The 14,281-nt window shown below is 40.3% G+C and carries 11 protein-coding genes and 5 pseudogenes; 5 read left to right on the top strand and 11 right to left on the bottom strand.

The annotated features are described in order from the left end of the window. Positions 1-600: 600 nt before the first annotated feature. The gene (locus EKG39_RS06375; RefSeq protein ID WP_185817533.1) at positions 601-1,002 is read right to left on the bottom strand and encodes a helix-turn-helix domain-containing protein; all 402 of its coding nucleotides are present in this window, start codon (positions 1,000-1,002) and stop codon (positions 601-603) included. Next, positions 983-2,443, bottom strand: a complete 1,461-nt coding sequence (locus EKG39_RS06370) for a L,D-transpeptidase family protein (protein ID WP_126504915.1) — start codon at positions 2,441-2,443, stop codon at positions 983-985. The genes EKG39_RS06375 and EKG39_RS06370 overlap by 20 nt, the downstream gene beginning before the upstream one ends. Positions 2,444-2,732: 289 nt before the next feature. Between EKG39_RS06370 and EKG39_RS06365 the strand changes: the two genes are divergently transcribed. The 3 genes from EKG39_RS06365 (at position 2,733) to EKG39_RS06355 (ending at position 6,592) form a co-directional block, all read left to right on the top strand. After that, a complete protein-coding gene (locus EKG39_RS06365; protein WP_126504914.1) occupies positions 2,733-3,044 on the top strand; it encodes a hypothetical protein in 312 nt (103 codons plus the stop codon). Between the two features lie 47 nt (positions 3,045-3,091). After that, positions 3,092-5,119, top strand: coding sequence for a sulfatase-like hydrolase/transferase (locus tag EKG39_RS06360; RefSeq protein WP_126504913.1), 2,028 nt, complete (start codon positions 3,092-3,094; stop codon positions 5,117-5,119). Positions 5,120-5,335: 216 nt separating this feature from the next. Continuing rightward, positions 5,336-6,592 carry a GGDEF domain-containing protein gene (locus tag EKG39_RS06355; protein WP_126504912.1) on the top strand — a complete coding sequence of 419 codons (1,257 nt, stop codon included), beginning with the start codon at positions 5,336-5,338 and terminating at the stop codon, positions 6,590-6,592. A 157-nt stretch (positions 6,593-6,749) separates the two neighbouring features. Here the strand turns inward: EKG39_RS06355 and EKG39_RS06350 are convergent. The 6 genes and pseudogenes from EKG39_RS06350 to EKG39_RS06330 all read right to left on the bottom strand — a co-directional run bounded on the left by EKG39_RS06350 (position 6,750) and on the right by EKG39_RS06330 (position 9,964). Further along, positions 6,750-7,424: pseudogene (locus EKG39_RS06350) on the bottom strand (FAD:protein FMN transferase). 184 nt (positions 7,425-7,608) lie between these two features. Next, positions 7,609-8,765 (bottom strand): annotated as a pseudogene (locus EKG39_RS06345) (DUF3570 domain-containing protein). Between the two features lie 17 nt (positions 8,766-8,782). After that, positions 8,783-8,991 (bottom strand): annotated as a pseudogene (locus tag EKG39_RS06340) (DUF4266 domain-containing protein). 40 nt (positions 8,992-9,031) lie between these two features. Beyond that, a complete protein-coding gene (locus tag EKG39_RS23595) occupies positions 9,032-9,259 on the bottom strand; it encodes a thioredoxin domain-containing protein (RefSeq protein WP_246028421.1) in 228 nt (75 codons plus the stop codon). A 20-nt stretch (positions 9,260-9,279) separates the two neighbouring features. Beyond that, entirely contained in the window at positions 9,280-9,450 is a 171-nt protein-coding gene (locus tag EKG39_RS23590) for a TlpA disulfide reductase family protein (RefSeq protein ID WP_246028458.1), read from the bottom strand. Between the two features lie 236 nt (positions 9,451-9,686). Continuing rightward, positions 9,687-9,964 (bottom strand): annotated as a pseudogene (locus EKG39_RS06330) (peptidylprolyl isomerase). 211 nt (positions 9,965-10,175) lie between these two features. Here EKG39_RS06330 and EKG39_RS06325 point away from each other — a divergent pair. Next, a pseudogene (locus tag EKG39_RS06325) lies at positions 10,176-10,593 on the top strand (secondary thiamine-phosphate synthase enzyme YjbQ). A 137-nt stretch (positions 10,594-10,730) separates the two neighbouring features. Here the strand turns inward: EKG39_RS06325 and EKG39_RS06320 are convergent. The 3 genes from EKG39_RS06320 to EKG39_RS06310 all read right to left on the bottom strand — a co-directional run bounded on the left by EKG39_RS06320 (position 10,731) and on the right by EKG39_RS06310 (position 13,196). Next, positions 10,731-12,017 (bottom strand): O-antigen ligase family protein, encoded by a 1,287-nt coding sequence (locus EKG39_RS06320; protein WP_185817532.1) that lies wholly within the window; start codon positions 12,015-12,017, stop codon positions 10,731-10,733. A gap of 451 nt (positions 12,018-12,468) precedes the next feature. Then, complete coding sequence (locus tag EKG39_RS06315; protein ID WP_126504910.1) at positions 12,469-12,885, bottom strand: hypothetical protein; 417 nt, start codon at positions 12,883-12,885, stop codon at positions 12,469-12,471. Beyond that, positions 12,882-13,196 carry a hypothetical protein gene (locus EKG39_RS06310; RefSeq protein ID WP_126504909.1) on the bottom strand — a complete coding sequence of 105 codons (315 nt, stop codon included), beginning with the start codon at positions 13,194-13,196 and terminating at the stop codon, positions 12,882-12,884. Before EKG39_RS06310 ends, EKG39_RS06315 begins: the two co-directional genes overlap by 4 nt. A gap of 397 nt (positions 13,197-13,593) precedes the next feature. On the opposite strand from EKG39_RS06310, the gene EKG39_RS06305 reads away from it, so the two are divergent. After that, positions 13,594-14,280, top strand: a complete 687-nt coding sequence (locus EKG39_RS06305; protein WP_126504908.1) for a flagellin — start codon at positions 13,594-13,596, stop codon at positions 14,278-14,280. Position 14,281: the final 1 nt, after the last annotated feature.

Here is a 14,281-nt window from a genome sequence, read left to right as displayed (position 1 = left end):
TGGTAGTGACTACCCGCCAGCCTTAAGTGCCTTCTTAATGTAAACAATTAAAGCTGATCTAAAAGTAGCAAAGGTAAGTCATGCTCACTCTGTTGAATAATTTTCTGATCTACTAGTTTCTTCTTTTTTTGTAAGACAAAAGTTTAATAAATTTGTCACCTATATCTATATAATCTCAACTTTATAACAGCTCAGTTCGACCAAGCAAAAAAGTCAGCAAAAACAAACGCTTGCACACAGGTAGTTTTATATCTTTTCGAGATTCTTTTTTATATTAATTGTTCAAGCTGCAGTTAATTAGACCAGTTATTTAATCAAAAAAATGACGCTTTTTGACCTTTTCAAGCAATTAACACAAAATTAGTGATAATAAACCATCAGTTGCAAAAGAGTTTATGCATCCGCATTAGTTTTGTTGAATATTAAAGAGGTCTTAAAATCTGGTATAGCGGTGGGAAAGCATTATTAACCTGAAATACAAGGTAATGCTAAACGTGACATTTATCTTCCTCTTCTGAGTATGATTACAGTTAACAGAAATAGCAAAGTTAAATAATCAACAGCAACAAGCTTATTATCACTATCGTTCACTAAACCAGCTTAACTGAGACGCTCTAATATCCGATATATATTTGAAATCTCATAGTTAACACCAAAGTTATCAGCGATATAACTCTGTATTTCGCTACCATATAACTTTCTCTTGCTCCCAGACTGGCGAACTTTCAAATAGATGGAAAGCTGCTTCAGTTGCTCTTTCGTTAAAGTAGGTGGTCGTCCACTATGTTTTTTTTCCTTTAAGCCCTCAAGACCATTGGCGAGATAACAGCTAACCCACTTGTTGACGCTAGTTCGACTGACCTTGAGATAGTCAGCGATCTGATATCTAGACTTCCCCTCATGAAAATGTTGCAGAGCCAGTAACTTCAACTTCATTCTGGCGTTTTTTTCCTGCCTAATAAGTTTAAGAAAGCCAGGGTCATTAGAGGCGTCTGTTTTCATGCTCACTCCCATCTTGGTCTAAACCGTATATATCATCACGAACCTGAAGTACTCCCAGCCCGTCAACCCAGCTGGTGTAATAGGTAACAAATACTGGTATCGGTTTTACTAAATTAAAGTAATTGGTTTCATTGGATCTAACCGCTCGCTCCAATTCCAATCGCCTACTGTCAGCTGACATGAGATATTTAGCTAGACGTTCTGGCGCCCCAAGGCGCACACAGCCATGACTTATCGCTCTTTCATTTCGGCCAAATAGTTTTTTTGCTGGAGTATCATGAAGGAAAATGGCTCGATTATTTGGAATTGAAAACCGGTATTTTCCTAAAGCGTTTTTCCGTCCGGGGGCTTGAACTAACCTAAATTCCGCTAACATTGTTGCTAATCGGTGAGATTCAACTTTATTTATATCGATGACTTCTGTGCTGGTACCTCTTCCTTTACGTAGCTCAAAATCTTGGCTCGAGAGATAACCAGGACTTTTGCTGTCCAACGGTAACAACTCGTTAAAGACAATACTATGGGGCGGAGTCCAGCTAGGGTTAATAGTCATTTGAGTCAACTCGGTGAAAAGTATCGGTGTCGGAGTACTAGGTTTTCCAACAATCACCTTCATCTGCAATACGCTGTCGCCAAACTCTAATAAATTTAGTCGGTAGCTAGGTATGTTTATCCACACGTAACGATCTGGTAGCTCCGCCGGCAACCGCAGCCAACGCCACAAGTTTATCTGCATCTGCTCAATACGCTGATTTGGTGAAATATTTAAAGCCAATGCTGTTTTTTCATCGAGCGCACCACTTTGTGAGATACCATGTCTTTTTTGAAATGATTTCAAGCCTATTTTGATATCTGGATCATAGATACTCGCTCTATAATCACTTACCTTTTTTGCTGGCAGATCTCCTAACGCAATCAACACTCGTCTTAGCTGTGTTATATCTTCAGACCTTTGACCAAGCTTAAACGTTTGTGATTTTGATTTTGGCCAAGGTACCAGTGAATTAGATTTGTATACTCTGATCATTACTCTAAGTTGATGAAACTCATTATAGGGCGGGATGATACTTTCCAAAAAACTTGATAAATTATTTGAAGTGACCGCGTTCGAAAATGAATGGTAAAGACTAATCATATCCTTTGACTGGCTTATGGATATTTTTTCTAAAAGTACAAATAAACCCTGCGTATAGTTTTTATCCCGAAAGGATAGGGAGTTGGATGTTTGTCGATGGTAGCTCTCAAGCCCAAAGTCCGCAAGTAATTGTGAAAGAACCATCCCTTCCATAGTCAGCTTTTCATTTTCAAACCAAACCAACTGATTTGGGTACGCTGCATAAAATTCGTTAACAGTCTCAGACTGAGTTTCAAACGCTCGAACAGAAGCCGAAAAAATCAAAAAACTGATAAATAGAGTGATCATCTTGCCAATTCGAACCATTCACACACTCCCTCAAATAGTCAATATTACAAAACACAAATATTTATTTAATACCTTAACGCCAACAGTGAAATAGCGACTAACCATTTAAATTTTAGGGAATATATTTTAAAACATCGCAGCTTAATAATACCGAGACTAACGACTGGCTACCATAAATATTTAGTACATAAATCAGATAACGACAAGAAAATGGACGATAAAGTAGAACAGATATTTCTTACGATCGCTTACTATTGTGCTTTCGCAGGCTATACTAAAGTTACCTAAACTTTCGTAGGGATAATGGATGACCCGAAATTTACAACTGCCTAACAAGGATTTTAAGATCCAGCTTTTTTTAACTTCGGTCATTATGGGGCTTATACTGACGATCTCTATACCGGCATGGAAGTCATATCAGCAACGATTATCTGTACAAACTGATAGCCCTGCCGGTTCGAGTCTAGCCGAACGGTACATCAATTCCGGAGATTGGCCTGCAGCCTTAGCACTCAACAGTGTCATTAAAAATAATGACCTTTATAAAGTCTCGGCAGAGGAAAACAGAGTCGCAGAGGCAAAACAAGAACCTGAAGAACAATATATAGAAGAACAATAATTAGATCATAAGTCGCTTTGGGGAATGGAATGCTTAAAGAGAGTGTCATGACGGAAGAAAACAATAAAGAGATTAACCAACCATCACAACGAAGAACATTTTGGCGAACAGTGGCAATGATGTTGCTGTTTTTGATATTTATTTTTAACTATCGACAGTTACTTCTTTCCTATCCCCTTTTTTCCGTTATTAGTTTCATGAACGAACGAAGCATTGGAGAGATGTTTACCACTGAACTGGCAACTGATCTACTGTTATTCACTGTGGTAACCATAGTACTTCACGTCTTTTGGGCGCTGGTTATCACTATTTCGTGTAAGCCACTGTTTGATAAATTTAAAAACCAGACGATACAATCCCAAATTTGGTTTGTAATTGTACTACTCCATTTCACATTGGTCTTAGCTGCAAACGCTTATTGGTATCCAACCTCCTTAGTAGGTTTCCTGAGAACGACTCCTTTAGCCAGCACATTTGGGTTAACCGTACTATCAAGCGTGATTTTTGCTCTGTTTTCATGGGGGTTATATGTACAACTTGGTAAAGTTGTCACAGTGATGTCATTTAGCATTATAAGCCTAGCTGCCCTTTTTGCGAACTTCACTCCCAATACTACCTATCAACCTGAAAATCCCGATATACCAAATATATTCATTATTGGAATAGATGGTTTACGACCAGACCAACTGAGTTACCGCTCAGCCAACCCTCGCTTGACGCCAAACATCAATAAGTTTTTATCTGGAAGTCTCATTTATGATAACACCTATACACCACAGGCTAGGACTTATGTGGCATGGATGAGTATTCTTACTGGTCAATACCCTGTTAAACATGGTGGTAGATTCAACCTCACTCCGCCCGAATTGATCCAAAAGCCTTTTCCACTAGTTAGAGAACTAAATGAAAAAGGTTACAAAACACTCTATGCAATGGACGAACGACGTTTTAATCAGCTAGATAAGGAGTATGGTTTTGATCAAGTTATCGGCCCCAAAATCGGTGCTGCTGGACTCATAATTACCAAGGTAGCTGATATTCCACTAATTAACATCCTAGTCAATACTCCTATCTCCGATCTTCTCTTTCCATACCTTTATATCAATCGGGCTTATGGAAAAACCTATAGTCCGGAACACTTTAATCGTGAAGTTATGACCCAACTTTCTATTGATAAACCGAACTTTCTTGCGGTTCATTTCTGTCAGCTACATTGGCCATATACTTCAAAAGACTTTATCGATGTAGAAAACACCAAGTGGGATGGAAATTACAACCATTTCATGTACCAAGCGATGCTTAAAAAAGTAGATGAGCAATTTGGGAATTTCATAAAGAATCTTGAAAGTAAGGGATATATGGAAAATGCTATCGTATATTTAATCTCTGATCACGGTGAGAGCTTTCTGTTAGATAAAGATAGGTTAACAAGTGATAAATACTTTGATGATAGTGAATTCGTTAATGACGCATGGGGTCACGGGACTAATGTGCTAAGCCAAGAGCAGTCAAATGTATTAATGGCTTACCGAAGATACCAAGAGACAGATAAGAAAGAGATTCAACAGGTGGTTAAGGGAACCTTTTCCCTAGTCGATATAGCGCCTAGCCTATTAAATGAATTGGGGGTCGCATTTGATCAAAACCATCAAGATTTTGATGGTTTTGCATTAAAGAGTGACCCGAGTAATTTTGCAAACCGAGGGGTGTTTGTTGAGTCTCCACACCCTGTTAAAGCGATTAATACCAGTTTTATTGCGCAAAACGAACTTATGTCTGAAACCTCTGCAGACTATGATCTTAGACAAAACGGTAGAGTTGTTATAAAACCAGATATCTATAAAGAATTGATAGCTAAAAAGCAGCGTTCTATATACTTAAACCAGTGGCAGTTAGCCATGTTACCAAATCAGAATAAGCTAATTGTCGTTGATACTAAAGAGAATACTTGGAACTACCTTCCTGATTATGAGGGTGGTGCTCCAGTGACTTCGATGTTGACACAGTTATGTAACCATTACCGTGGCGATGAAGGCTTTGATAATAATCACTGCAGCGAATTAGCCAAACGCTAATGCTAATGCTAATGCTAATGCTAATGCTAATGCTAATGCTAATGCTAAGTTTGACGCAATTTGCACCTTACCACCAAGCCACATTGCCTCGCCAGTTCAAGTTTTGTATCAAAAATTCAAATACCAACTATACTTAGTGAGAAATTTTACAAGTTTGCTTTACTACAGTGACTTAAACAGATCCAAGGGACTTGGGATTTAATAAAGGGAAAGAAAATGTCGCTTTTCTTCACTTTCACCATATTTAGAAGTGCAATTTTTCGAGTAGGCCTCCCTATCGTTGTGGTTGCCAGCCTGTGTTTATATTGCGATAACATACTCGCCATAGTTTCTCCTCATTCGGAGTTAATGCAGATATCTCCCTATATCATGTTACCTTTGGTTATTTTCCTAAGTCAGCCATTTAATCAAGGAAATAGCGGCCTCTTGGCTGTCGTTATGCTGCTGGGTTACTACTTAATTCAAAATCACCTCACTTTTCCGCTAATCGCAGAAGTCGATAAACTGAGTTCATGGTTGATCATCATCGGCTTGCAACTTAGCCTTTTTGTTATTCATCTACTTCCAGAGCGCCGCTTATTATCGAAATCTGGGGTGAACTTTTTATTGTTACTTACGTTGCAGCTAATCATCGGTTTTATCGCAATTAAGGCAATATCAGCTGCCGAAATAGACCTTCTTTGGAGAACCTACCTGAAGCCAATTGAGGCTCTCTCCTCCTCTCCTTACCTGTTGCTGATGTTTTCAGTTCTACTAACAGTTACCAGCTTTTTTGTGGTTGTTTTTCGTAATGACAGCTCCGATCATATTGTGTTTACTAACTTGCTGTTTTCGACGCTGTGCCTGTACTCTTTTAATACCCCTGTCATACCGGAACTGTGCTTCTCTTTAGCTGCAACCTTTATGCTTGTACATATTATGACTTCGAGTCATGAACTAGCGTTTGTTGACCAACTAACCGAACTACCGGGAAGGCGAGCTTTAGAGATTGAGCTCAAGCACCTTTCTGGTTTGTATACCATCGCCATGGTAGATATTGACCATTTTAAGCACTTTAATGATAACTATGGTCATAGAACCGGCGATGAGGTGTTACGTTTAGTTTCTCTGCTGATGAGTAAAGTGTCCGGTAGAGCAAAGATCTATAGGTATGGTGGAGAAGAGTTTACCATTGTTATCAAAGGGAAAAATGCCAATCAGTCGATGCAGTACCTGAACAAGATCCGTAGTACCATCGAAAACTACGATATGGTGATCCGCAACCACCAACAGCGACCCATTATCGAGCCAAACTTTAGACTCAAAATCAGCAAACCCGTTGACCAGCCAACGGTTAATATTACCGTGAGTATTGGTGTCGCTGACAGCCAAAACCTTCTGTCCACCGAAGAGGTGATAAAGGCGGCAGACAAAGCACTCTATAGAGCAAAAAGCAGCGGACGAAATAGGGTAACTAATTTGAGATTTGCATAGCTAGCGCCAATTGGCTTCGTTCTCTATAACGGCCTAGCCACTTTACTTTGGGTTATTTCCTATGATCTTAATACAGTGTAGTCGACGCTTTGAGTGTCCAAAAACCGTTCAGCCCCCTCACCTTTAAGCATCGCAATAGTTGAAAGCATTCCCGCCATCAGGCACCTTTGACTGTAACAGTCACAGACAAAGGTGCGTTGGCAACTGGGTGACCACTTTCCGGATCAATAATCTGAGCTAGTTTAACGCCATCTATCTCTATGAAACGCCTTGTGTTACCACTCGTCGCCAGCGCCCCACTAAATAGAGCTAGCTGTTGCGTCTCAGTATCGAGTTAGTCTGGATCTTCAACACCAATATCCCATGGCTCTTTAACTGCTAGGCTACAGCTTATGTCTTCACCTAAATTGACTAAAGCAGCGACACTGCCAAACTGAGATGCGAGCATGTTGGCAACCTTATCACATGCATACTCTTTAGCGACTCCGCCGAGATCGAGGCTCATATTAGCTGGCAAGAATAGTTGATTCGCGTTACGTAAAATTTTGTCAAAGCCAACAAGTGTTAATGCATCACTAATCGAGGCGGCAGTTGGTACGGTTGCTCCTGAATGATAGTTCCAAAGCTTTAAAACTGGGCCAGCCGAGATATCAAAGCTACCTTCGCTTAACTGGTAACACACTGCGGCAAATTCAAGTAATGCCACGGTTTCACTATCAATAGTTTGCCACTGTTCATAACATAGGTTAATTCTGGATAGCTCACTATCACCGTCAAAACGACTATATTTCCGCTCTATTCTCCAAGTCTCCGCTGCGGAAAGAGTCGCCATCTGCCGGGCGGTGTTAATATCGTTTGTACGAAGATGAACTTCGCATCGACTCGCCATTGCGTTATAGCTTGCTCTAAACCATTATCGGTTTTGGTTAATACGATCTTGTTTAACAGACTTATGAGATAGTCCCCTGTTTATTTTGGCTAACAATGACCACTGATGATTAGCGATAAAGCAAAGTTTAAAATGAAAATCCAAACTGCAAAATAATTGCTTTAACTTCAGGATAAAGTTGATGTTTGCTTAACTCACCGGGGGCTACCTTTCCTCCGTCTTGAGGAAATTGTTGATAATATTCTATTCTATAGCTGAGGCATAATTATCGACCTCTTCGCTAACCACTATAAATGGTTGATAGAAACCTGCGGCTTGTTGACGATAAACCCTTGCTTGGAGTTGACCATACATAGTATGGCTAAAATTATAGCGGTATCGACTTTCAAAAGTATCAGATGACACTCCCCAATCGTCTTGGCTATAGCGATAGGATATATCGAACACCCCATAGCTTAATGCGTTCTTATTATAAACAAAGACGCTTTGCTTATAGCGTTCATCGGGACGGTTTTCATAAATGTAAGCTTGGCTTCGCCCCGACGGATCTACCACGCTTAATAACTTATAGGGATCAGTCATATAACCGTTTAGTGAAGAGAAGTTGTAGGTTAACTGCACTAAGCTGTCTCGACTAACGGTTTGAGTCAAACTTAGACTAAGGTCAACGGTCTGTTTAGATTGGCTACCTTGATTGCGAGTAAGGTCAAACGCATCTTGAAATGCAGCTTGAGTTTCATAATCACCTCTGAATACCATCTGACTCAGGCCAACAGGTCTTCCCCCTACAGGGTCAACAGTGTCGTAGTAATATGCCATCGCCAACGAAAATTGGGTGTTATTTTTATTGAAAGAGCGTTCGGCACCGCTATTAATGCCTAGTGAAGTGTAGCAGTACTCTCTAGAGAGATAGACACCATGGTTACTGGACCAATCAGCTGACCATTGTTCTGCCCCATTTGCAGAGGAGCCGGTTAAGGTATTAAGTACGAGCTTGCCATGATATTGAGTTTTGTCACCAACCAATTTTTGGATATTGAAGATACCTTCGGCAGCCGTGACTCTATCTTGTTCTTGATAGTAGAGCATGGCCGCATCAATCTTGTTATCTTGGTCGCTAGTTTGGTCTTCGAAAACGGGTTCCACGTTGTTGGCCGGCAACGTACCAGGATCACTTTGTATTCCATTAACTTGAGTGGCTTGAGCCTGTGTGTTCGCTAATAACGCGATAGTAGCAAGTGCATTAGAGATGTTTTTAGGTTGGCAGTCCTGCGCTTTCTTCATCCGCAAGCTTTCTCCTTTTAACTGCAGCCACAACCGCCACCAGCAAGCGACCACCACTTGTTTCCTCTTTACTAAAATAGATATGATCGTCTAAGGTCAAATCTAGCTTGTCGCTGCCTAATGCCATATCTTCTCGAGCAAATAGCTCCCTTTGCCAAGGTTCCACTCCCAAACTTGTACAGCCAGTAAGTGAAAAAGCGATAATTAATGTGATAATCTTAACCATTTAACGCTCTTTCTAGCTACAAACAACGGTTGCGACAAGCTTAGTTGCCAGTTTCTGGCTCTTGCTTAAGCAACTCAACAATTTCAGCTTGGCAAGCGGCCATATTTTCTAAAAAAAAGCCAACGCGGATTTTAACCAGATCTCCCTTACGATCGAATTGGTAACTACTTGGCATTCCAATGACTTCAAACTGAGTCGCCACATCTGTTTCTGGATCATAACTAATCGTAAAATCCGCATGAAGCTTTTGTAAGAATTGGCGAGCCAATTTCTTATCGCTATCTAGGTTTATGCGATGACTTTCAGTCCCTGCTCACTATATAGATGGTGCATCTTATTCATCCAGGGAAAGGACTTCCGGCAGGGGATACACCAAGAGGTCCAAAAATCGACATAAACAACCTGACCCGTGAACTGAGATAATGAATATGAGGCGCCATCAAAGGACTGAGCCTCCACATCTAAACTGGGCTTTGCAATCGCAGTATAAGTACAACAAACTAATACAGCCAAAGCGGTATGTTTGCGAAGAGAACCAAGCCCCTTTCTAATTTTCAGCTAACCCCTTATATTAGCAACCTCGAACACAGCAATCTAAATCAACCATTTTTCATAGAATTACAGATACTAGGTTAGCAAGAGGTTTCGCTAATTACTATCACTGTATCAGTACCATTCTGCATCACTACCCTTACTTATGTACGATATATGGTTTGAATGAGATGATAGCCAAACTTTGTTTTTTACAGGGCCATGTACTTCTGGCACTGGCTTTTTAAAGACAACATTATCAAAAGCGGCAACCATCTGGCCTGGACCGAACTCACCTAAATCCCCCCTTCTTGTTGGATGAACACAGTGGATGCTTCTTCGCTAACTTGCCGAAATCCTGACCTTTACTAATCAGTACTTTCAGCTTTTCAGTCTCCTCTTTTGTCTTAACTAAAATGTGTCTTGCGCAAGCCCTAGCCATAGTGAATTCATCGACTATCTGTCATTTAATGCCCTATTATACCACCGCAAAAAGATCTAGGTGCAACACAAACGTCCAGATAAAAGCGCTGATACCGGCGCTTCACTAGCAACTATTGTCTATCCGCCGTCGGTTTTGGGTATAATCCTCAGCAAAATATTCTCGCTAAGGCGATACAGAGCCATTTACTCAACCCAACAGGTGACAATAGATGTGGATTCAAAAAGAGATTGTTATTAGTCCTAAAAGTAGAGGTTTTCATCTGATTACGGAAGAGGTAATACGTCAAGTTCCCGAAATAGCAACACTCAATGTCGGCCTGGCTCATCTGTTTATTCAGCACACCTCCGCTGCGCTCACCATAAACGAGAACACCGATCCAACCGTACGTACCGATTTAGAGAGTCACTTCAATGTTTTCGCACCAGAGGGGGCCCCATACTACCAGCACACCTACGAGGGCGTGGATGACATGCCTGCACATATTAAATCTTCCTTGCTAGGCTGCAACCAAACGGTTCCTGTCAGTAATGGCAGACTTAACTTAGGTACCTGGCAAGACATCTATCTGTGCGAACACCGTGATTTCGGGGGGGGCAAGGCGAATTGTTACCCTACAGGGTGAGTAATTTCTGCCTCTTCCCTATTAAGAGAGCCTCAATCAAGAGAGTATTGCTCTTACTCTTCTTCCAATACTTGTTTCATTGTTACAAAAATAATTGACGCAATGAAGCAATTATCCCAGATTAATAATACCACTAAACAATCAGATTTTATCCACCCCAAATTTGACTGAAGACCTGATTTCAATAGCGACAATAGTTGCAGCGGCCAATATTGCATAAAAAACGGGTTGAGAATGATAGAAAGTCCCATCCACTAAACTATGTATAGCTAACCCAAGTATAACCAGCGTGGCGATTACACTTTCTTGCCGGTATTTATTATCCAAATTATAAACCTGCCCCTTACAAATATTTAAAAAAGAGGCGAAAATGTAAAGCATAATTAAGCTTGCAAAAATACCGTAACTTACTAGTACTTGCAGAATCGAGTTGTGGGGTTGCAAACCTAAAATATGATCAGGGTGGAACCGATAGCCCTCAGGCCCATAGCCTAGCCAAGGTTTCTCAATAATTGCAGCGATAGTCTGTTTCCAAATTGCAATTCTATTGGAAGATAGCTTATTCACATCTCCGATATTTTGCAGCACTTCTCCTTGAGTAAAAAATCTCGCGGGGCCATTCCAACTATAAACCGTTAAAACATGGGCACAAAATACAGAGAGGCAAAGTAGTGCTAACAGTTGAGCAGCACTTTTAAACCTAAGTTCAGCTGTTTGATACAGGTAAATAAAGTAGATGCTTAAGACCGCTATAATGGAAACCAACGACCCTCGCCCGCCAAGCCATATCAATAGAGTGCAATTTGAAATAATAAGACCAGCCAAAACAAAAGATTTTAGGCTGTCGTTGCTTTTATTTACAAACAGTACAAATAAAATTGATAAACCGACAGTGCAAATATATCCAAGATACCTAATGTTATACGCAAAAGGTAATAAAGGGCTGCTGTCGTATAAACCAGATGGAAATGATAGAGTCCCCATGAATAATAGAGTAACAGCGATCAGAAGGACTGCTGCAGAAATAACTAAAAAAGTATCTTTTACAATTAATTTATAGCTAGCCATAGCATGGGCCAATACTATAAAAAAGAGCAAGTGAAACACTTTAAATATAACACTAAAACCAACGATCAAAGCCTGCAATTCATTATCAGCGTTGTAATTAACCACAGTCGACGTAACTAAAAGGGTAGCTAAAGCTAATAAATAGAGGGCGACCTTAGCCGAAAAGTTCTTACCTATTTTAATTAGAAAGTTAAACCCATTGACGAAAAAATACGCAGCAACAAAAAGCAGTTCGAATTTCGTAACGGTGATAGCTGTAACTAAAGGAATACTCCCCCCAATTAGTGTTACTGCTACCGTAATCCAAATAAGCATTGTGAAAAAAATTGCGTTTTTGTCAACTCTTAAAAATTCGGCCATACTGAATCCTTTCATACACTACTCTCGATAGAAATATAAACGCTTCAAAATAAGTTACCTAACCATTACATGCGTTCTAAAGCAGTTCCTTTACATAACTCTCCATTGAATTGTTGAAATTCAGTTTTGTAACATAGACAGTATAGATAAAATCTTAAAAATTTGCATTTTCGCGTATTTTTCATAAACATGTGCACGATTCTCGTCGTTTCAAACGATGTGGCCATCGCGTAAAACCATATACAACTGAAAATTGCATATCATCGGTATCTTCCCAAAGTCTCTTTAAGAGATTATAAAAAACTACAAATTGGCTTAACTACAAAATTTTTGTTATAAGACTCGACAAAGCAGGAATTTGCGTTCATCCGTAGCAAAGTGAGGGCCACAGAGCCAATCAATTACTAGTGGCTGTACAGCATTTTTGGCTTCGAAAGCAACTTATAACGCGTTAAGATCTCGCCCACCTCTCATTTTCTAGGCTATCAATAAATTCATTGAGCGGTTGATGAAGGTGGGACAATTCAGAAGTGATCATGAGATGCCAAGTGAAGGTCTGCAATTGTTCAGGCGAGAAGAATATCCGATCACGCCCCCCCATCTCTTCGATTAGCGCATCTGCTAAACTCTTTGGCTGAATAGTGAAGTCAGCTCGATTATTCAGTAATAAGGATAACGCCTGCTGTTCTCGGTTAACATCAAATCGATGTATAACGTCATTGCTCAATGAAGGCTCAAGCGCGGTATATTTTCTTCCACTCACCGCGACCAGAATAAGACCAGCCACGGACTTTTGCCCTTGGTAAACGACTTTACTATCATTTGAAGAGATGACTTCGTTACTATCTGTCAATATAGAAGGAGTCAAAGGTATTTCTGTTTTGCCCCTTCCCCCATCCAAGCCCAATTGACAACCAGTAGAACTCCCTGCTCCTCTTTTTTCAGATACTTATTTAACCTTGCGCTTGGGACAGAGTTTAGTTTGAACCGGAACTCCCCTTCGAACTCTTGATTTAGTAACGCCACAAAATCCGTGGCTAAACCGCTGTGTGGTGCTGTTTGAAACGGAGGAAAAAGATAGTAGTTCCAAACAGTAATAGGTTGTTTTTCGGCACGAACGACGTTAAGCATGACTGAAATAACCAGCAAAAGCGGTGCTGAAATTGACCGTTTTGCCATTAGTAACCCTAACTCACAATGAGGCGCGTTTTGGGGTCAGAGAAAGGAAAAGGTAAAAATAGTCTCTTTGTCACTAACTGGGACTCCAGTGTACATTGACTCTAATGGTCCAAATTTATCACTTTGGCAACTCTATGATTGTTCGAATGAATAGCTTTTTCTAGTCGCTGACAAACTCGGTTGCTTTACAAATATAAGTTAATTTATCGGAGCTAAAATTGCTATAGCTAATTATTTGTTCGACAAGTGTTGATATTTGACGACCTTATCCCTATTCCCTATAAGCACATTTTGGTTAAGCAAATATACTCTAACCAAGAGTTGGCTACTATTTGTCATTTCATAGTCGTAGGGTGATACTTAAGCTAAGTCCACTACAATCTCTGAGGAGGCTCTAATGAAGTTACCCCACTCGCGCCCCTCATCCATTAGCTACTTTGAACGTATTGAGCAGCAACGAAAAGAGCAATTAGAAAAGCTGGGGTCGGGTCTTAAAATTAACAGATCATCTGATGATCCAGCAGGTCTGCAAATAGCTAATCGGTTAACATCTGAAATTAACCAAACTAATGTTGGTATCAGAAATGCTCGCGATCAACAAAGTATCTACAACACTCAAGCGGGCCAATATTCAGCAATAACCGACAACTTACTACGAGCAAAAGAGCTGACTATTCAGGCTGGTAATCCAATTTATGACAAACAGGCTATTCAGAATGAACTAGACCAGTTAAGTGAACAGATAAATGTTGTTGCTGAGCAGGTGCTGGGGCAATCAGGCTTCATCTCTAGTTTAAATGCTAGCGATCCGACGGCAAGCCAAGCATTGCTAGATGAAGCGACAACGGAAATTGCAACCAAAACTGGTGAGGTTGGCGCCAGCAGTAACGCATCGAATAGCCGCATCAACAATTATCAGGTAAGTAGCATTAATACATCTGAGGCTCGTTCCCGTATTCAGGATACAGATTATGCAGAAACCTCATCTGAACAAGTTAAAGCCGAAATTCAGCTAAAAATTGCCGTCCTAACAAAGAAAGATGAAGAGGAGCGCAAAGGTTTGCTCTTCAACCAATTTGTCTGAG

The sequence above is a fragment of the Shewanella atlantica genome, from assembly GCF_003966265.1.
Classification (GTDB): Bacteria; Pseudomonadota; Gammaproteobacteria; order Enterobacterales; family Shewanellaceae; genus Shewanella; species Shewanella atlantica.
This window is presented reverse-complemented; position numbering and strand designations above follow the sequence as displayed.